This window comes from Klebsiella sp. M5al, from assembly GCF_002090195.1.
Lineage (GTDB): Bacteria > Pseudomonadota > Gammaproteobacteria > Enterobacterales > Enterobacteriaceae > Klebsiella > Klebsiella grimontii.
The window spans coordinates 240,012-259,111 of sequence record NZ_CP020657.1; the positions used below are offsets into that span (position 1 = coordinate 240,012).

Below are 19,100 nucleotides of genomic sequence, written 5' to 3' on the forward strand. Positions count from 1 at the left end.
GAGAGTTATTGTAATGCGCGTAGCAGCGCATCGTTGTCGGCGCTATCGGCAACCTGGATATCCTGCCAGCCCAATTCCCTGGCCTGTTCGGCCAGACGTTCACTGACAACTAAAATGCGACAGCTCAGGAGCCAACGTTCGCGATACCACTGTGGTATTAGCATCCAGAGCTGCTGCAGCATCTCGCCGCTGGTAATAACCAGCGTCGAAACCCCGCGAGACTGCCAGCGCATTGCTTCTTCTGCGCCATCATAGTGCCTCGCACTACGTTGATAACATTCACAAAAAGTGACATCGGCACCGCGTTCGCGAAGCGTGTCGCCGAGTAATTCTCGTCCGCCGTTGCCGCGCAGGATGAGCGCTTTTTTCCCCGCAATGTTTTGTAATTCAGGTAATTGTAGCAAGACTTCGCTGATTTCCCGATCTAACGGGTAGCGAACTTGTCGATTGCTGACTTTATGCAGGGCCAGCGCGGTGGTGCGGCCAATGGCAAAATAGTCGGGCGCAGCGGGCCAGCGCAGCCCCTGCTGCTGGAGGCGAGAGTGGGAAAACTCAACGGCGTGCTGGGATAGCGCGAAGAGTAAATCGCCCGCCGCCAGGCTTGCCAACTGGCTGCCCAGCTCAGGGAGCTGTCGGCCTGGGGTAAACTCGATGAGCGGAAAGCTCCAGGCCACGCGTCCCAGCGCGCGCAGGCGGCTGACTAACTCTTCGCCTTGCGGCAGCGGACGGGTAACCAGAATGCTCATCGTGGCGCTTCTCCTGCGTAAACGACGGCGAGAATGTCGCGCGCGCCGTTATCCAGGAGTTCTTCGGCAAGGGAGACGCCCAGCGTTTCGGCATCTTCCGGACGACCGCGCCGCTCGCCGCGTACCGTGTGCGAGCCATCCGGCGCGCCAACCAGCGCGCGCAGCCATAGTTCACCGTCGATCAGTTCGGCATAGCTGCCGATAGGCACCTGGCAACCGCCTTCAAGCCGGGTGTTCATCGCCCGTTCAGCGCGTACGCGTATGGCCGTTTCCGTATGGTTCAGCGGGGCTAGCAGCGCTTTGGTCCATTCGTCGTCAAGGCGACACTCAATGCCGACAGCGCCCTGGCCGACGGCGGGCAGAGATTGCTCCGGTGACAGCGGTTGACGAATACGCGCTTCCAGATTCAGACGTTTAAGCCCTGCGGCGGCAAGAATGATCGCGTCGTACTCGCCGCTATCGAGCTTGCTTAAACGGGTGCCAACGTTGCCTCGCAGGGAGCGGATGGTGAGATCCGGCCGCGCTGCGGCCAGCTGACACTGGCGGCGTAAACTTGATGTGCCTACGACGCTGCCGTGCGGCAGTTCATCAATGGAAGCGTAGTGATTCGAGACAAACGCATCGCGCGGATCTTCCCGTTCACAAATGGTCACCAGCCCCAGTCCTGCGGGAAATTCCACCGGCACGTCTTTCATGGAATGGACGGCAATATCGGCGCGACCTTCCAGCATCGCCAGCTCTAACTCTTTCACAAAGAGCCCCTTGCCGCCCACTTTTGCAAGGGGCGTATCAAGGATCACGTCGCCGCGGGTGACCATCGGCACCAGTTCAACGGAAAGCCCCGGATGACAGGCTTCCAGACGCTCTTTCACATAATGTGCCTGCCATAGCGCAAGCGGGCTTTGCCGTGTGGCAATTCTCAAAACTTTGTCTAACATGCTTGTTACCGTCATAGTCGACCACTAACCATCCTAACATTGTTGTCTTAGGGATGTTAGTTTTGTGGGGGTAAGGGTCGCGGCCATCATTTTAGCCTTTCATGCGTTTGCGGGTTGCCGCAAACGTAGTGAAGAATTTACACGTAGTAAAGGGTGCTACACTTGTATGTAGCGCATCTTTCTTTACGGTCAATCAGCAAGGTGTTAGATTGATCACGTTTTAAACCATTTGTCAGTCAGCAGCTCATCACAACCACACCGACGACGAATGGTGACGGTTTTTGTTGAAATACTGAAACTCTCCGTACTATTGTACGTCGGGTTTTTGAACATCAGGCGATATGTCTTGTACCTCTATATTGAGACACTGAAACAGAGACTGGATGCCATCAACCAATTGCGCGTGGATCGCGCCCTTGCTGCCATGGGACCCGCTTTCCAGCAGGTTTACAGTCTACTGCCGACATTACTACATTATCATCATCCGCTGATGCCGGGTTACCTTGACGGTAACGTTCCCCGTGGCATTTGCCTCTACACGCCTGATGAAACCCAACGTCACTACCTTGACGAGCTTGAACTCAATCGTGGAATGCTGACCCAGGAACCGCCGAAAGGCGAGCTGCCGATCACCGGCCTTTACTCCATGGGCAGTACTTCTTCCGTCGGCCAAAGCTGCTCTTCCGACCTGGATATCTGGGTTTGCCATCAGTCGTGGCTGGATAGCGAAGAGCGCCAGCTGATGCAGCGCAAATGTAGCCTGCTGGAAAGCTGGGCGGCGTCGCTGGGCGTTGAGGTGAGTTTCTTCCTGATCGACGAAAACCGCTTCCGCCATAACGAAAGCGGCAGCCTGGGCGGTGAAGACTGCGGCTCAACTCAACACATCCTGCTGCTGGATGAGTTTTACCGCACCGCGGTGCGCCTTGCCGGGAAGCGTATTCTGTGGAATATGGTGCCGTGCGAGGAAGAGGAGCATTACGATGATTACGTGATGAGCCTCTACGCGCAGGGCGTGCTGACGCCGAACGAATGGCTGGATCTCGGCGGCCTGAGTTCCCTGTCGGCGGAAGAGTACTTCGGCGCCAGCCTGTGGCAGCTGTATAAAAGCATCGACTCACCCTATAAAGCGGTGCTGAAGACGCTGCTGCTGGAAGCGTACTCCTGGGAGTATCCCAACAACCGCCTGCTGGCAAAAGATATCAAGCAGCGCCTGCATGACGGTGAAATCGTATCGTTTGGCCTCGACCCTTACTGCATGATGCTGGAGCGCGTAACGGTCTATCTGCAGGCTATCGAAGATGAAACGCGCCTCGATCTGGTGCGTCGATGTTTCTATTTAAAAGTCTGCGAGAAGCTGAGCCGCGAGCGCGCCTGCGTCGGCTGGCGTCGCGAAGTCGTCAGCCACCTGGTGAAAGAGTGGGGCTGGGATGAAAAGCGTCTGATGATGCTCGATAACCGGGCCAACTGGAAGATTGACGAAGTCCGTAAAGCGCATAACGAGCTGCTTGATGCGATGATGCAGAGCTATCGCAACCTGATTCGTTTTGCGCGCCGCAATAACCTGAGCGTTTCCGCCAGCCCGCAGGATATTGGCGTGCTGACGCGTAAGCTGTACGCCGCCTTTGAAGCGCTGCCGGGGAAAGTCACCCTGGTCAACCCGCAAATTTCGCCGGATCTGTCTGAGCCGAATCTGACCTTTATCCACGTGCCGCCGGGCCGTGCCAACCGTACCGGCTGGTATGTCTATAACCGCGCGCCGGATATGGAGTCGATCATCAGCCACCAGCCGCTGGAATATAACCGTTATCTTAATAAGCTGGTGGCCTGGGCCTGGTTTAACGGCCTGCTGACGTCGCGCACTCGCCTGTTTATTAAGGGCAACGGCATTGTCGATTTGGCTAAACTGCAGGAGATGGTGGCTGACGTGGCGCACCACTTCCCGCTGCGCCTGCCGTCCCCGACGCCGAAAGCGCTGTATAGCCCGTGCGAAATTCGCCATCTGGCGATTATCGTCAATCTCGAATATGACCCGACGGCGGCCTTCCGCAATCAGGTGGTGCATTTTGATTTCCGTAAGCTCGATGTTTTCAGCTTCGGCGAAGAGCAAAAGTGCCTGATTGGCAGCATCGATCTGCTGTACCGCAACTCGTGGAACGAGGTGCGAACGCTGCATTTTAACGGCGAGCAGGCGATGATCGAAGCGCTGAAAACGATTCTCGGCAAGATGCATCAGGACGCCGCGCCGCCGGATAGCGTAGAGGTCTTCTGCTATAGCCAGCATTTGCGCGGCCTGATCCGTACTCGCGTGCAGCAGCTGGTTTCTGAATGCGTTGAGCTACGCCTCTCCAGCACCCGTCAGGATACCGGCCGCTTTAAAGCGCTGCGCGTTTCCGGGCAGACCTGGGGGCTGTTCTTCGAGCGCCTTAACGTCTCGGTACAGAAGCTGGAAAACGCCATCGAATTCTACGGCGCGATTTCGCATAACAAACTGCATGGTCTGTCGGTGCAGGTGGAAACTAACCACGTCAGGCTGCCGCAGGTGGTGGATGGTTTTGCCAGCGAAGGGATCATTCAGTTCTTCTTTGAAGATGCGGATAACGATAACGGATTTAACATCTATATTCTTGATGAGAGCAACCGCGCCGAGGTGTATCACCACTGCGAGGGCAGCAAAGAGGAGCTGGTGCGCGACGTCAGCCGCTTCTACTCTTCGTCGCATGACCGCTTTACCTACGGCTCCAGCTTTATCAACTTTAACCTGCCGCAGTTTTATCAAATCGTCGACGTCGACGGTCGCGAACAGGTGATCCCGTTCCGCAGCCAGGTGATTGCCGCCGCCACCGCTTCAGCCGGTCAGGATGCTGCATCATCGCCGATGCTGCAGCACTATTCCTGAGAAAGGGTAGCGTGCGGTAGAGGGTTATGTAGCCCGGATAAGGCGTCAGCCGTAATCCGGGGAACTCGAATCACGCGCGCTTAGCGAAAACTCACCGCTTCACCGGCCTGCGCGGTCGCCGCCTGTTCCAGTAGATCCCAGAACGTTTCGCCGCTGCGATCGCACACCCACTCGTCGCCTTTCAAGTCGAAATGGTAGCCGCCTTGCTTCGTTGCCAGCCACACCTGGTGCAGCGGCTCCTGACGGTTAATGATAATTTTGCTGCCGTTTTCAAAGCTGATAGTCAGCACGCCGCCGTTGATTTCGCAGTCGATATCGCTGTCGCCATCCCAGTCGTCGAGGCGCTCTTCGATAGTCATCCACAGGGTATCGGCCAGGCGATGGAATTCACTGTCGTTCATGGTTCTTTCCCGCTTTTTTGATAGTGGCGGCAGTATAGCGCGAAACAAAAGCGCGCGCAGTGAGATGCTAAACGCTTGCTTTTACGTCTTCTCCTGCGATGATAGAAAGCAGAAAGAATGAATTACGGGCAACTATCCATGAAAAACGTTTTCCCAGCGCTTGCCGTTTTATTAGCGGTCCTCAGCCTGACCGGCTGTGGCCTGAAAGGGCCGCTTTATTTCCCACCAGCGGATAAAACGGCGCCTCCGCCGACTAAACCGGTTGATAGCGGTATCCAGAGCTCTACGCCGGATCGTAACGATCGCGGCGATAGCGGTGGTCCGACCCAGGTGAATTACTGACAGTTCCGCGCTGCTGGAGTAGATGATGCAGTTCTCTAAGATGCATGGCCTTGGCAATGACTTTATGGTCGTTGACGCGGTAACTCAGAATGTTTTTTTCTCCCCGGAACTGATTCGCCGCCTGGCGGATCGGCATCTTGGCGTGGGCTTCGATCAGCTGCTGGTGGTTGAGCCGCCCTACGATCCAGAGCTCGATTTCCACTATCGCATCTTCAATGCAGACGGTAGCGAAGTGGCGCAATGCGGCAATGGCGCGCGCTGTTTCGCCCGCTTTGTGCGCCTGAAAGGCCTGACCAATAAACGTGATATCCGCGTGAGTACGTCAAATGGCCGTATGGTATTAAGCGTGACGGAAGACGATTTGGTGCGCGTGAATATGGGCGAGCCGAACTTCGAACCGTCGCAGGTGCCGTTTCGCGCGAACAAAGCGGAAAAGACCTATATCATGCGCGCCGCTGAACAGACAGTATTGTGCGGCGTGGTGTCGATGGGTAATCCGCACTGCGTTATTCAGGTCGATGATGTGGAAACCGCGACGGTGGAAACGCTCGGTCCGGTGATGGAAAACCACGAGCGCTTCCCGGAGCGGGCGAACATCGGCTTTATGCAGGTGATCAGCCGCTCCCATATTCGTCTGCGCGTGTATGAACGCGGCGCGGGTGAAACGCAGGCCTGCGGCAGCGGCGCCTGTGCGGCGGCGGCAGTAGGTATCCAGCAGGGTTTACTGGGCGAGGAGGTCCGCGTGGAATTACCCGGCGGGCGTCTTGATATCGCCTGGAAAGGTCCGGGCCAACCGTTGTATATGACTGGCCCGGCGGCACATGTCTATGACGGATTTATTCATTTATGAAACAAGTCGGGGAAGAACAGCAGGAAATCACCAGCGTGCTGAACGATCGCGCAGTGGTGGACTATCTGTTGCAACATCCTGAATTCTTTATTCGTAATGCGGCGCTGGTGGAGCACATGTCGGTTCCGCATCCGGTACGTGGTTCGGTCTCGCTGGTGGAATGGCATATGGCGCGGGCGCGGAATCATATCAACGTGCTGGAAGAGAATATGTCGCTGCTGATGGCGCAGGCGACGGCGAACGAAAGCCTGTTTCAGCGCCTGTTTGATCTCCAGACGCGGCTGGCGGCGGCCGATAGCCTTGATGAAATGCTGAACCGCTTTCATCGCTGGGCGCGCGAGCTGGGGCTGGCGGGCGCGACGGTGCGCCTGTTTCCCGACAGCTGGCGGCTCGGCGCGCCCTCTAAATTCACCCATCTGGCGATAAGCCGTCAGGCGTTTGAGCCCATTCGCATCCAGCGGCTTGGCCAGCAGCGCCACTATCTTGGCCCATTGAACGGTCCGGAACTGCTGGTGGCGCTGCCGGAAGCAAAAGCCGTTGGCTCGGTGGCGATGTCGCTGCTGGGGGGTGATGAAGCGCCCGGCGTGATGCTGTTCAGCAGTCGCGATCCCCAGCACTATCAGCAAGGTCAGGGAACGCAGCTGTTGCAGGAAATTGCGTCGATGCTCCCGGGGTTGCTGGAGCGCTGGATCGAGCGCGCATGAACGCCTCACCGCTGTTGCCTTCCGTAGAGCGCTTTTTACGCTATCTCGGCGTCGAGCGTCAGCTTAGCCCAATAACGCTGCTGAACTACCGCCGTCAGCTCGAGACGCTTATCGCGCTGGCGGAAAACGCCGGGCTGAAAAGCTGGCAGCAGTGCGATGCCGCCCAGGTCCGTAGCCTGGCGGTACGCAGCCGTCGTCAGGGGCTGGGACCGGCGAGCCTGGCGTTACGCCTCTCCGCATTACGCAGCTTCTTTGACTGGCTGGTGAGCCAGGGTGAACTGGCGGCTAATCCGGCAAAGGGGATTTCGGCGCCGAAAACACCGCGCCATTTACCGAAAAATATCGATGTCGACGACGTTAACCGGCTGCTGGATATCGATCTTAACGATCCGCTGGCGGTACGCGACAGGGCGATGCTGGAAGTGATGTACGGCGCGGGGCTGCGTCTCTCGGAGCTGGTGAATCTCGACATTAAGCACCTCGATCTGGAATCCGGCGAGGTGTGGGTGATGGGCAAAGGCAGCAAAGAGCGCCGCCTGCCGATTGGCCGCAACGCGGTGGCGTGGATTGAGCACTGGCTCGACCTGCGCGGCCTGTTCGGCGCCGATGAAGACGCCCTGTTCTTATCGAAACTGGGCAAGCGAATTTCAGCGCGCAATGTGCAAAAGCGCTTTGCCGAATGGGGCGTTAAGCAGGGCCTCAACAGTCACGTACATCCGCATAAGCTGCGCCACTCCTTCGCGACTCATATGCTGGAGTCGAGCGGCGATCTGCGCGGAGTGCAGGAGCTGCTGGGGCATGCGAACCTTTCCACCACTCAAATCTATACCCATCTTGATTTTCAACACCTTGCGTCGGTGTACGATGCGGCGCATCCGCGCGCCAAACGGGGGAAATAATGCGTTTTTACCGACCTCTGGGCCAGATTTCAGCACTGACATTTGACCTGGACGATACCCTTTATGACAACCGCCCGGTGATTGACCGGACGCTGCATGAGTCGCTGAGCTTTGTGCGCAGCTACCATCCGTCGCTGAGTCAATTTGACGCCAGTGAACTCAACCGGCTGCGCCAGACGCTGCTGGCCTCAGAGCCGGAAATTTACCACGATGTCACCGAGTGGCGCCGCCGCGCGCTGGAGCTGGGGATGCTCAACGCCGGGCTTTCTGCGGCGCTGGCGAAAACGGGGGCGGATGAAGCGATGGCCAACTTCGCCCACTGGCGCAGCCTGATCGACGTCCCGCAAGAGACGCACGATACGCTGGCGAAGCTGGCGGAAAAATGGCCGCTGGTGGCCATTACCAACGGTAATGCCCGGCCGGAACTTTTTGGCCTGAGCGACTACTTCCGCTTCGTGCTGCGCGCCGGTCCGGACGGGCGCTCTAAACCTTTTGCCGATATGTATCATCTGGCGGCAGAGCGGCTGGAGCTGCCGCTGGCGCAGATTCTGCACGTCGGTGACGATCTGACGACTGACGTGGCGGGCTCCATTCGCTGCGGCATGCAGGCCTGTTGGATCAAACCGCAGGGCGCAGACCTGATGCGCACCGCTGACAGCCGTCTGCTGCCGCACATCGAAATTTCACGGTTGGCATCTCTGACCTCGCTGATATAATCGTCAGTAGTTCTGTATAAATTAACAGTAGCCCGGTGAACTGCACGTTGCCGGGCGTCTCATTTCCGGCGGTGCCAATGGACGTTTCTTACCTGCTCGACAGCCTTAATGACAAACAGCGTGAAGCCGTTGCGGCATCACGTACGAATATGCTGGTTCTGGCAGGAGCGGGCAGCGGTAAGACGCGCGTGCTGGTACACCGCATCGCCTGGCTGCTGAGCGTTGAGAACTGTTCCCCTTACTCCATTATGGCGGTGACCTTTACCAACAAAGCGGCGGCGGAGATGCGCCATCGTATTGGTCAACTGATGGGCACCACCCAGGGCGGTATGTGGGTCGGCACTTTCCACGGCCTGGCGCACCGGCTGCTGCGCGCCCATCACCTTGATGCCAACCTGCCGCAGGACTTCCAGATCCTCGATAGCGAAGACCAGCTGCGCCTGCTTAAGCGCCTGATTAAGGCGATGAACCTCGATGAGAAGCAGTGGCCGCCGCGTCAGGCGATGTGGTACATCAACGGCCAGAAAGACGAAGGCCTGCGCCCGCACCATATTCAGAGCTACGGCAACCCGGTTGAGCAGACCTGGCAGAAGGTGTATCAGGCCTATCAGGAAGCCTGCGATCGGGCGGGGCTGGTGGATTTCGCCGAGCTGCTGCTGCGCGCGCACGAACTGTGGCTGAATAAGCCGCATATTCTGCAGCACTACCGCGAGCGCTTTACCAATATCCTGGTCGACGAATTCCAGGATACCAACAACATTCAGTACGCGTGGATCCGCCTGCTGGCGGGCGATACCGGCAAGGTGATGATCGTCGGCGATGACGATCAGTCCATTTACGGCTGGCGCGGCGCGCAGGTGGAGAACATCCAGCGCTTCCTCAACGATTTCCCCGGCGCGGAAACTATCCGCCTCGAGCAAAACTATCGCTCGACCAGCAATATCCTCAGTGCGGCGAACGCCCTGATTGAGAACAACAGCGGACGGCTGGGAAAAAAATTGTGGACCGACGGCGCCGACGGCGAGCCGATTTCGCTCTACTGCGCGTTTAACGATCTTGATGAGGCGCGCTTTGTCGTCAACCGCATCAAAACCTGGCAGGAAAACGGCGGGGCGCTGGAGCAGTGCGCGATTCTGTATCGCAGCAACGCCCAGTCGCGCGTGCTGGAAGAGGCGCTGCTGCAGGCCAGCATGCCGTATCGTATTTATGGCGGCATGCGCTTCTTCGAACGCCAGGAGATCAAAGATGCGCTCTCCTATCTGCGCCTGATCGCCAATCGTAATGACGACGCGGCGTTTGAGCGCGTGGTGAATACCCCGACGCGCGGTATCGGCGATCGCACCCTGGACGTGGTGCGCCAGACCTCGCGCGATCGCCAGCTAACGCTATGGCAGGCCTGCCGCGAGCTGTTAAAAGACAAAGTCCTGGCCGGGCGAGCCGCCAGCGCCCTGCAGCGTTTTATGGAGCTTATTGACGCGCTGGCGCAGGAGACCGCCGATATGCCGCTGCACGTGCAGACCGACCGGGTGATTAAAGACTCCGGTCTGCGCATGATGTACGAGCAGGAGAAAGGCGAGAAAGGCCAGACGCGTATTGAAAACTTAGAGGAGCTGGTGACGGCAACGCGCCAGTTCAGCTACAACGAAGAAGATGAAGATCTCATGCCGCTGCAGGCGTTTCTCTCGCACGCGGCGCTGGAGGCGGGAGAAGGGCAGGCGGATACCTGGCAGGACGCGGTACAGCTGATGACCCTGCACTCGGCGAAAGGGCTGGAGTTCCCGCAGGTCTTTATCGTTGGGGTGGAAGAGGGGATGTTCCCGAGCCAGATGGCGCTGGATGAGGGCGGCCGCCTCGAAGAAGAACGCCGCCTGGCCTACGTCGGCGTCACCCGCGCGATGCAGAAGCTCACGTTGACCTACGCGGAAACCCGCCGCCTGTATGGCAAAGAGGTGTATCACCGGCCATCGCGCTTTATCGGCGAGCTGCCGGAGTCGTGCGTAGAAGAGGTGCGGCTGCGCGCGACGGTGAGCCGTCCGGTCAGCCATCAGCGGATGGGGACGCCGATGGCGGAAAACGACACCGGCTACAAGCTGGGCCAGCGCGTGCGCCATGCCAAGTTTGGCGAAGGGACGATCGTTAACCTCGAAGGCAGCGGTGAACACAGCCGCCTGCAGGTTGCGTTTCAGGGGCAGGGGATCAAATGGCTGGTCGCGGCGTACGCCCGGTTGGAAACAGTGTAACAGTAAGAAAAATATCATAATTTTGTAATATTCTGCTACCTTTATGCGTTAAGGAGCTTGATTTGCTCTTTAGCGTTCCGTTGCGTGTTGACGCCGTTTTTGCGCTGGCGTAACATGCGCGCACGATTACGCTAAGAGGACATTCGCCTTGGACACACCCAGTAGATGCTGGCTCAATTTCCTGCCCATCAGGAACAACTCCTAAGGCTATCCTCTTATGCTGATAGCCTTAGCGGTTGTCAGCGACTCGTTCTATTCCCGTCGCTCTGAGTCAGGCTTAATGGTCTGAAACCCAAATTGTTTCTGTGTGCCCACCGAACTGTCCGATAATTTTTTGCATTGGGAGTCCCGGTCATGCTGAGCGCATTTCAACTGGAAAACAATCGTTTAACGCGGCTTGAAGCCGACGAGATCAAGCACCTCGCCAGTTCGGTGTGGGTCGATCTGGTCGAGCCTGACGACGATGAACGTAGCCGCGTGCAAACGGAATTGGGCCAGAACCTGGCGACGCGCCCGGAGCTGGAAGACATCGAAGCGTCAGCGCGTTTCTTTGAGGATGAAGACGGCCTGCATATCCACTCATTTTTCTTTTTTGAAGATGCTGAGGATCACGCCGGTAACTCTACCGTGGCGTTCACTATCCGCGAAGGGCGTCTGTTCACCCTGCGCGAGCGGGAGCTGCCCGCTTTCCGCCTGTATCGCATGCGCGCCCGCAGCCAGTCGATGGTGGACGGCAACGCCTACGAGCTGCTGCTGGACCTGTTCGAAACCAAAATTGAGCAGCTGGCGGATGAAATCGAAAACATCTACAGCGATCTGGAAAAGCTCAGCCGGGTGATCATGGAAGGCCGACAGGGCGACGACTACGACGAGGCGCTCTCGACGCTGGCGGAGCAGGAAGATATCGGCTGGAAAGTTCGCCTGTGTCTGATGGATACCCAGCGCGCGCTGAACTTCCTCGTACGTAAAGCCCGTCTGCCGGCAGGCCAGCTGGAGCAGGCGCGTGAGATCCTGCGCGATATCGAATCCCTGCTGCCGCACAACGAATCGCTGTTTCAGAAGGTTAACTTCCTGATGCAGGCGGCGATGGGTTTTATCAACATCGAGCAGAACCGCATCATCAAAATCTTCTCGGTGGTCTCCGTGGTGTTCCTGCCGCCGACCCTGGTGGCATCCAGCTATGGGATGAACTTTGAGTTTATGCCCGAGCTGCACTGGAGCTTTGGCTACCCCGGGGCGATTGTCTTTATGATGCTCGCCGGTCTGGCGCCGTATCTGTACTTTAAGCGCAAAAACTGGCTGTAAAAAAAGGAGCTTCGGCTCCTTTTTTTTGCGTATTGGTCTGGCTTTATGCCCTACGTGTCCGGCGTATCGTGTAAATCGCATCCATCACGAAAATCGCCAGCGCCACCCAGATAAAGGCGAAGGTCACCATTTTATCCGCGCCCGGCACTTCGCCGTAGAAGGTCACCGCCAGCAGGAACATTAGCGTCGGGCCGATATACTGGAAGAAGCCCAGCGTGGAGAGGCGCAGACGCGTCGCCGCTCCGGTAAAGCACAGCAGCGGAATAGTGGTGACCACGCCTGCCGCCATCAGCAGTAGGTTCAGCGACCACGGATTCTGCCCCATGTGGCTGGTCGGGCTATCGGCGATGCCAAACAGATAAATCGCGGCGACCGGCAGCAGCCAGAGCGTCTCAAACAGCATCCCGGTTTGCGCATCCACGGCGATCTTTTTACGCAGCAGGCCGTAAAAAGCGAAGCTGAACGCCAGGCCCAGGGCGATAATCGGCAGCGAGCCGAAGGTCCAGAGCTGTACCAGCACGCCGCAGGCGGCCAGCAGCACCGCCAGCCACTGCATCCGACGGAAACGCTCCCCGAGGAAGATCATCCCCAGCAGAATGTTCACCAGCGGATTGATAAAGTAGCCCAGGCTGGCTTCCAGCATATGATGATTATTCACCGCCCAGATAAACAGCAGCCAGTTACCGCCCACCAGCACCGCAGAGAGCGCCAGCAGCAACACTTTTTTTGGCGTTTTCAGCAGCCTTTTGACCTGTGGCCACTGGCGGCTGACGCTAATCAGCGCCACCATGAAGAAGAAGGACCAGATCACGCGGTGAGTCAGGATTTCATCGGCGGGAACATAGTAGATAAGCTTGAAGTACGCCGGCGCGATACCCCAGATAAAATAGGCGGCCAGGGCCAGCAGAACCCCCACCCGCGTTTGTTTAGCATCCATCGGTACAAATCCATTGCCAAAGAGAGTGATGTTACTCGATTTAGGCCGATCAACCCACCATATACGTCGCCGTGGCGCTGGCGATATACACCTGCTCTTCGTTATGTAACTCGACGCGGGCTACCGCCACTTTGTTACCGGCGCGCAGCAGGCTGCTGGTGGCGGTAAAGCGTTCCCCGCGGCCTGGACGCAGGTAGTCGACGCGCAGATCGATGGTGCCCATCCGCGACAGGCGCTGGCGCAGCTCTTCTTCATTGATGGTGTCGTGCCGGGTGAGCGTACTGCCGACGCATACCAGTCCCGCCGCGACGTCCAGCGCTGAGGCGATCACGCCGCCATGTAAGATGCTCTGCGCCCAGTTGCCGACCATCATCGGCTGGTTGTTGAAACTCAGCTGGGCAAATTCCTTTTCATAACGCTCCAGCTCCAGGCCTAAGGCACGATTAAACGGCATATGGTAGACGAAAATTTCTCCCACCAGCTTCAGGGCGGCGGCGGCGGTCAGTTCAGACATAACAGCATTTCCAAAAGTTAATGAAATGTTGATTTTATGCTTCTAAAATATTGATTTCTACTTTAAGAACGGATAACAGGTCAGAAGACGTATAAATAGGTAGAATGCTGCCTGGGTTAAACAGAAATAATAAATATCCATCCAGGAGAACAGCAATGCGTATCTCTTTGGCCTGCCTGCTGGCGTTTATTGCGCTTCCGGCTGGCGTTCTGGCGCAGGACGCGCCGGTGAATAAACAGGTCCACGACACCCCGGCCGTTCGCGGGAGCATTATCGCCAACCTATTACAGGACCATGATAATCCGTTCCTGCTCTATCCCTATGAGAGCAACTATTTGCTCTATACGTGGACCAGCGATCTTAACAAAGAAGCGATTCGTAGCTACGACTGGGCCGAGAACGCGCGTAAAGATGAAGTGAAGTTCCAGCTCAGCCTGGCGTTTCCATTATGGCGCGGGATTTTGGGCGAGAATTCGCTGCTGGGCGCTTCGTATACGCAAAAATCCTGGTGGCAGCTCTCCAACAGCAAAGAGTCCGCGCCGTTTCGCGAAACCAACTACGAGCCGCAGCTGTTCCTCGGTTTCGCGACCGATTACTCGTTCGCCGGCTGGACGCTGCGCGACGTTGAAATGGGATATAACCACGACTCTAACGGCCGTTCCGATCCCACTTCCCGCAGCTGGAACCGCCTCTATACCCGGCTGATGGCGCAAAATGGCAACTGGCTGGTCGAGGTGAAGCCCTGGTACGTGATTGGCAGCACCGACGATAACCCGGATATCACCAAATATATGGGGTATTACCGGCTGAAAGTGGGCTATCAGCTGGGCGACGCTATTCTCAGCGCCCAAGGGCAATATAACTGGAATACCGGCTACGGCGGCGCCGAGCTTGGGGTGAGCTATCCGATCACCAAACACGTGCGCGTCTATACTCAGGTTTATAGCGGTTATGGCGAGTCGCTCATCGATTATAACTTTAATCAGACCCGCGTTGGCGTCGGGCTGATGCTCAACGATCTGTTTTAATCGTTGCACTCTGGCTCTCAGGCGCTGAAAATAGCGCCTGTTTTCTTTTCAGGCATATGGGGTCAACGTGGCGCAGGCGGAAGTATTGAATCAGGAATCGCTGGCTAAGCAGGTTTTACAAGAGACCTTCGGCTACCAGCAGTTTCGCCCGGGCCAGGATACCATTATCGATACGGCGTTGGCCGGGCGCGACTGCCTGGTGGTGATGCCGACCGGCGGCGGCAAGTCGCTGTGTTATCAGGTGCCGGCGCTGGTGCTGGGCGGTCTGACCGTTGTGGTATCGCCGCTTATTTCCTTGATGAAGGACCAGGTCGATCAGCTGCTGGCTAACGGCGTGGCGGCGGCGTGCCTGAACTCAACGCAGAGCCGGGAGCAGCAGCAGGAGGTGATGGCCGGCTGCCGCAGCGGGCAGATCCGCCTGCTGTATATCGCCCCGGAGCGCCTGATGCTGGATAACTTCCTCGAGCATCTTACGCACTGGAATCTGTCGATGGTGGCGGTAGACGAGGCGCACTGTATTTCCCAGTGGGGCCACGACTTCCGTCCGGAATACGCCGCGTTAGGGCAGCTGCGCCAGCGGATACCGCACATCCCGTTTATGGCGCTGACCGCCACCGCCGATGACACCACGCGTCGCGACATTGTCCGCCTGCTGGACCTGAACGATCCGCTCATCCAGGTCAGCAGCTTCGACCGTCCCAACATCCGCTATATGCTGATGGAGAAGTTTAAGCCGCTGGATCAGCTGATGCGCTACGTGCAGGACCAGCGCGGCAAGTCGGGGATCATCTACTGCAATAGCCGCTCGAAAGTTGAAGATACCGCCGCGCGCCTGCAAAGTCGTGGTATTAGCGCGGCGGCCTACCACGCCGGGCTGGAAAATCATATCCGCGCCGACGTGCAGGAGAAATTCCAGCGCGACGATCTGCAAATCGTGGTGGCGACGGTGGCCTTCGGTATGGGTATCAACAAACCGAACGTCCGCTTTGTGGTGCATTTCGATATCCCCCGCAATATTGAATCCTATTACCAGGAGACCGGGCGCGCCGGGCGCGATGGGCTGCCTGCCGAGGCGATGCTGTTTTACGATCCGGCGGATATGGCGTGGCTCAGACGCTGCCTTGAAGAGAAGCCCGCCGGGCCGCTGCAGGACATTGAACGCCATAAGCTCAACGCGATGGGGGCCTTTGCCGAAGCGCAAACCTGCCGCCGCTTAGTGCTGCTCAACTACTTTGGCGAGGGGCGCCAGGAGCCCTGCGGCAACTGCGATATCTGCCTTGACCCGCCAAAACAGTACGACGGTTTAATGGACGCGCGTAAGGCGCTGTCGACGATTTATCGCGTTAACCAGCGCTTTGGTATGGGCTACGTGGTGGAAGTGCTGCGCGGCGCCAATAACCAGCGTATTCGCGATATGGGGCACGATAAGCTGCCGGTCTACGGTATCGGGCGCGAACAGAGCCATGAGCATTGGGTCAGCGTTATCCGTCAGCTTATTCATTTGGGGCTGGTCACGCAGAATATTGCCCAGCACTCTGCGCTGCAGCTTACCGAAGCCGCGCGTCCGGTCCTGCGCGGCGACGTGACGCTGCAGCTTGCCGTACCGCGTATTGTGGCGCTGAAGCCGAAAGCGATGCAGAAATCCTTCGGCGGCAATTACGATCGTAAGCTGTTCGCCAAGCTGCGCAAACTGCGTAAAGCGATTGCCGATGAAGAGAATATCCCGCCCTATGTGGTGTTTAACGATGCGACGCTGATTGAAATGGCCGAGCAAACGCCGCTGACGGCAGGAGAGATGCTCAGCGTCAACGGCGTCGGTACGCGTAAGCTTGAGCGCTTTGGTAAAGAGTTTATGGCCCTGATCCGGGCGCACGTGGATGGCGATGATGAGTAGTCAGCCGGACGAAAAAGTGCAAATATAGTTTTCGTCCTGACTATTTTCCTGCGAGTTAATCATGTTGACGCTTTTCTTCACCGTGGCGCTGGTGCATATCATTGCGCTGATGAGTCCTGGCCCGGACTTTTTCTTTGTCTCACAGACCGCCGTTAGCCGCTCTCGCAAAGAGGCGATGATGGGCGTGCTGGGGATCACCTGCGGGGTAATGGTGTGGGCGGGCGTAGCCCTGCTCGGCCTGAACCTGATTATTGCGAAGATGGCCTGGCTGCATACCATCATTATGGTCGGTGGCGGCCTGTATCTGTGCTGGATGGGCTTGCAGATGCTGCGCGGCGCGCTGAAAAAAGGCGAAGCGGCAGCGGCGGTAGAGCCTCAGGTTGAGCTGGCGCGCAGCGGCCGGAGCTTCCTGAAAGGGCTGCTGACCAATCTGGCGAACCCCAAAGCGATTATCTACTTCGGCTCCGTTTTCTCGCTGTTTGTCGGCGACAGCGTCAGTTCCGGCGCGCGCTGGGGGATTTTCCTGCTGATCGTGCTGGAGACGCTGGCCTGGTTTACGGTGGTTGCCAGCCTGTTCGCCCTCCCGGGCATGCGCCGCGGCTACCAGCGGATGGCGAAATGGATCGACGGCATTGCCGGTACGCTATTCGCCGGCTTCGGTATTCATCTGATTATTTCGCGCTAAGCGTTCTGCGGCCCGCCTAAGAGGTTATGGGTGGGCCGGGTATTAATGACGGAGCTGCTGCAAATCGTCGGACGTCAGACCGGTCATTTCCATCACCGCCGCCGCATCAATATCCCGTTCGAGCATGACCTTCGCGACGCTAAGAAGCGCGGCGCGTTTGCCCTCTTTTATGCCCTTCTGCATACCTTCCTCAAGCTACTTTTCTGCCAGAGTCATCAATACAGTAATTTGCTGTTTATCTATACATCAGGCGTGGCGCGCGGAGGCCAGCAGGGCGCCGACCAGCATAAACAGCGAACCAAAGATCTTGTTTAGCGCTTTCATCTGCTTCGGCCCCTTAATCCACGCGGCAATACGCTGCGCCAGCGTGGCGTAGCCAATCATGACGATAATATCGACCACAATGGTGGTGATGCCGAGCACGAGGTACTGCATCACCTGGGGCTGGTGCGGCACGATAAATTGCGGGAATAGCGCGGCGAGGAAGACGATGCTTTTCGGGTTGGTCAGATTCACGAAAACCGCGCGCTTAAAGAGTTTGCCGCGGGTCTGCGCTTGCGCAAGGGTATTCAGATCGAGAGAGCCCGCGGCCCGCCACTGCTGAATGCCGAGCCAGATAAGATAAGCGGCGCCCGCCCATTTAAGGATTTCAAAGGCCAGCAGCGAACGGGAAAACAGCGTACCCAGGCCGATGCCCACCAGCACAATATGGATGCCCAGTCCGGTCTGTAGACCGGCAATAGAGGCCGCCGCGCCGCGATAGCCGTGGTTGATTGAGGTGGTCATGGTGTTTATCGCCCCGGAACCCGGTGACAGGCTGAGAATAATCGATGTCAGCAGATAGGCAAACCACCACTCGAACGTCATGAGAAACTCCCTGATTGTCTGTTTTTATGCCACAATACGCTATTGTGTAAGCATTGTGTGATACACGATAAAAAAACGATTTTCAGCGGTTATCAGGGGTGTAAGCCCGATGTTTTTGCAGCAAAAGGACTGGGAAACACGAGAAAACGCGTTTGCGGCCTTTACCATGGGGCCACTGACCGATTTCTGGCGTCAGCGGGAAGAGGCTGAATTTACGGGCGTGGATAACGTTCCGGTGCGCTTTGTTCGCTTCTGCGCCAAAAGTCATGATCGGGTCGTGGTTATCTGCCCGGGTCGCATTGAAAGCTACGTTAAGTACGCCGAACTGGCTTACGATCTTTTCCGCAGCGGTTTTGACGTGATGATTATCGATCATCGCGGCCAGGGGCGCTCCGGACGCATGCTTTCTGACACCCACCGCGGGCACGTCGTTAATTTCAGCGATTACGTCGACGATCTCGCCGCGTTCTGGCAGCAGCAGGTAGCGCCCGGACGCTGGCGGAAGCGGTTTATACTGGCCCACTCCATGGGCGGCGCCATTGCGACGCTATTTTTGCAGCGCTACCACCAGCATTGCGATGCGATGGCGCTCTGCGCGCCGATGTTCGGCATCGTTATGCGCCTGCCTGACTGGATGGTGCGCCATATTCTCGATTGGGCTGAGGGCCATCAGCGCATTCGTGAAGAGTATGCCCTCGGTACCGGCCGCTGGCGCGCGCTGCCCTTTGCGGTCAACGTCCTGACGCACAGCCGCCAACGCTATCGCCGCAACCTGCGTTTTTACGCCGATGAGCCGCAGCTGCGTGTCGGCGGGCCGACGTTCCACTGGGTGCGCGAGGGGATCCTCGCCGGCGAAGAGGTGCTGGCCGGTGCGGAAAAAGACGTCACACCCACGCTATTGCTCCAGGCGGAAGAAGAGCGGGTGGTCGATAACCGCATGCACGATCGCTACTGTGAACGTCGCGCCGCGGGCGGCCATCCCTGTGAAGGGAATAAGCCGTTTGTCATAGAAGGGGCATACCATGAGATCCTTTTTGAAAAGGACGCCATGCGCTCGGTCGCGCTAAACGCTATCGTCGATTTTTTTGGTCGACACACTTAATCCGGCGAAACGCTCGTCGCCCTGCTTAGAGGTTAA

Annotated in this window: 19 protein-coding genes and 1 pseudogene; 13 read left to right on the plus strand and 7 right to left on the minus strand. The window is 57.6% G+C overall.

The features are described 5' to 3' along the window. Nucleotides 1-5: 5 nt before the first annotated feature. Both hemD and hemC read right to left on the minus strand, forming a co-directional pair. Nucleotides 6-746, minus strand: a complete 741-nt coding sequence (hemD, locus tag BWI76_RS01175; RefSeq protein ID WP_024360625.1) for a uroporphyrinogen-III synthase — start codon at nucleotides 744-746, stop codon at nucleotides 6-8. Beyond that, nucleotides 743-1,684: a hydroxymethylbilane synthase gene (hemC, locus tag BWI76_RS01180; RefSeq protein WP_064342054.1), complete on the minus strand. Its 942-nt coding sequence runs from the start codon at nucleotides 1,682-1,684 to the stop codon at nucleotides 743-745. The genes hemD and hemC overlap by 4 nt, the downstream gene beginning before the upstream one ends. A gap of 346 nt (nucleotides 1,685-2,030) precedes the next feature. Here hemC and cyaA point away from each other — a divergent pair, with 346 nt between their 5' ends. Further along, nucleotides 2,031-4,580, plus strand: coding sequence for a class I adenylate cyclase (gene cyaA / locus BWI76_RS01185; RefSeq protein WP_004133261.1), 2,550 nt, complete (start codon nucleotides 2,031-2,033; stop codon nucleotides 4,578-4,580). 80 nt (nucleotides 4,581-4,660) lie between these two features. Here the strand turns inward: cyaA and cyaY are convergent, their stop codons facing one another. Then, nucleotides 4,661-4,981 (minus strand): iron donor protein CyaY, encoded by a 321-nt coding sequence (gene cyaY / locus BWI76_RS01190; RefSeq protein ID WP_004097546.1) that lies wholly within the window; start codon nucleotides 4,979-4,981, stop codon nucleotides 4,661-4,663. A 138-nt stretch (nucleotides 4,982-5,119) separates the two neighbouring features. Here cyaY and lptM point away from each other — a divergent pair, with 138 nt between their 5' ends. From lptM to corA, 8 genes are all read left to right on the plus strand, one after another. Beyond that, the gene (gene lptM / locus BWI76_RS01195; RefSeq protein WP_024360622.1) at nucleotides 5,120-5,323 is read left to right on the plus strand and encodes an LPS translocon maturation chaperone LptM; all 204 of its coding nucleotides are present in this window, start codon (nucleotides 5,120-5,122) and stop codon (nucleotides 5,321-5,323) included. 25 nt (nucleotides 5,324-5,348) lie between these two features. Next, nucleotides 5,349-6,173, plus strand: a complete 825-nt coding sequence (gene dapF, locus BWI76_RS01200) for a diaminopimelate epimerase (RefSeq protein WP_004107680.1) — start codon at nucleotides 5,349-5,351, stop codon at nucleotides 6,171-6,173. Then, nucleotides 6,170-6,877: a DUF484 domain-containing protein gene (locus BWI76_RS01205; protein ID WP_004133256.1), complete on the plus strand. Its 708-nt coding sequence runs from the start codon at nucleotides 6,170-6,172 to the stop codon at nucleotides 6,875-6,877. Before dapF ends, BWI76_RS01205 begins: the two co-directional genes overlap by 4 nt. Further along, complete coding sequence (gene xerC, locus BWI76_RS01210; protein WP_004133253.1) at nucleotides 6,874-7,776, plus strand: tyrosine recombinase XerC; 903 nt, start codon at nucleotides 6,874-6,876, stop codon at nucleotides 7,774-7,776. The genes BWI76_RS01205 and xerC overlap by 4 nt, the downstream gene beginning before the upstream one ends. Next, a complete protein-coding gene (gene yigB / locus BWI76_RS01215; RefSeq protein WP_004133252.1) occupies nucleotides 7,776-8,492 on the plus strand; it encodes a 5-amino-6-(5-phospho-D-ribitylamino)uracil phosphatase YigB in 717 nt (238 codons plus the stop codon). The genes xerC and yigB overlap by 1 nt, the downstream gene beginning before the upstream one ends. A 77-nt stretch (nucleotides 8,493-8,569) precedes the next feature. Further along, nucleotides 8,570-10,732 (plus strand): DNA helicase II, encoded by a 2,163-nt coding sequence (gene uvrD, locus BWI76_RS01220; protein ID WP_004127467.1) that lies wholly within the window; start codon nucleotides 8,570-8,572, stop codon nucleotides 10,730-10,732. 148 nt (nucleotides 10,733-10,880) lie between these two features. Beyond that, a complete protein-coding gene (gene ysgD / locus BWI76_RS28720; RefSeq protein ID WP_349817343.1) occupies nucleotides 10,881-10,937 on the plus strand; it encodes a YsgD/CorL family protein in 57 nt (18 codons plus the stop codon). A 149-nt stretch (nucleotides 10,938-11,086) separates the two neighbouring features. Then, a complete protein-coding gene (gene corA / locus BWI76_RS01225; protein WP_004097564.1) occupies nucleotides 11,087-12,037 on the plus strand; it encodes a magnesium/cobalt transporter CorA in 951 nt (316 codons plus the stop codon). Between the two features lie 43 nt (nucleotides 12,038-12,080). Here corA and rarD read toward each other — a convergent pair whose 3' ends face one another. Together rarD and yigI are read right to left on the minus strand one after the other, a co-directional pair. After that, complete coding sequence (rarD, locus tag BWI76_RS01230) at nucleotides 12,081-12,974, minus strand: EamA family transporter RarD (protein WP_004133249.1); 894 nt, start codon at nucleotides 12,972-12,974, stop codon at nucleotides 12,081-12,083. A gap of 49 nt (nucleotides 12,975-13,023) precedes the next feature. Beyond that, nucleotides 13,024-13,488, minus strand: a complete 465-nt coding sequence (yigI, locus tag BWI76_RS01235; protein ID WP_004097567.1) for an acyl-CoA thioesterase YigI — start codon at nucleotides 13,486-13,488, stop codon at nucleotides 13,024-13,026. 155 nt (nucleotides 13,489-13,643) lie between these two features. Between yigI and pldA the strand changes: the two genes are divergently transcribed. The 3 genes from pldA (at nucleotide 13,644) to rhtC (ending at nucleotide 17,095) form a co-directional block, all read left to right on the plus strand. Continuing rightward, nucleotides 13,644-14,516: a phospholipase A gene (gene pldA, locus BWI76_RS01240; RefSeq protein ID WP_004133247.1), complete on the plus strand. Its 873-nt coding sequence runs from the start codon at nucleotides 13,644-13,646 to the stop codon at nucleotides 14,514-14,516. A gap of 67 nt (nucleotides 14,517-14,583) precedes the next feature. After that, nucleotides 14,584-16,410 (plus strand): ATP-dependent DNA helicase RecQ, encoded by a 1,827-nt coding sequence (gene recQ / locus BWI76_RS01245; protein ID WP_004133244.1) that lies wholly within the window; start codon nucleotides 14,584-14,586, stop codon nucleotides 16,408-16,410. 61 nt (nucleotides 16,411-16,471) lie between these two features. Then, complete coding sequence (rhtC, locus tag BWI76_RS01250; protein WP_004133243.1) at nucleotides 16,472-17,095, plus strand: threonine export protein RhtC; 624 nt, start codon at nucleotides 16,472-16,474, stop codon at nucleotides 17,093-17,095. A gap of 42 nt (nucleotides 17,096-17,137) precedes the next feature. On the opposite strand, the pseudogene BWI76_RS27980 reads toward rhtC, so the two are convergent. Both BWI76_RS27980 and rhtB read right to left on the minus strand, forming a co-directional pair. Further along, nucleotides 17,138-17,290, minus strand: a pseudogene (locus tag BWI76_RS27980) (ISNCY family transposase); the annotation flags it as partial. Nucleotides 17,291-17,341: 51 nt separating this feature from the next. Continuing rightward, nucleotides 17,342-17,962 carry a homoserine/homoserine lactone efflux protein gene (rhtB, locus tag BWI76_RS01255; RefSeq protein WP_004133238.1) on the minus strand — a complete coding sequence of 207 codons (621 nt, stop codon included), beginning with the start codon at nucleotides 17,960-17,962 and terminating at the stop codon, nucleotides 17,342-17,344. Nucleotides 17,963-18,071: 109 nt separating this feature from the next. On the opposite strand from rhtB, the gene pldB reads away from it, so the two are divergent. After that, nucleotides 18,072-19,064, plus strand: coding sequence for a lysophospholipase L2 (gene pldB / locus BWI76_RS01260; protein WP_024360620.1), 993 nt, complete (start codon nucleotides 18,072-18,074; stop codon nucleotides 19,062-19,064). The last annotated feature ends 36 nt before the right edge of the window (nucleotides 19,065-19,100 follow it).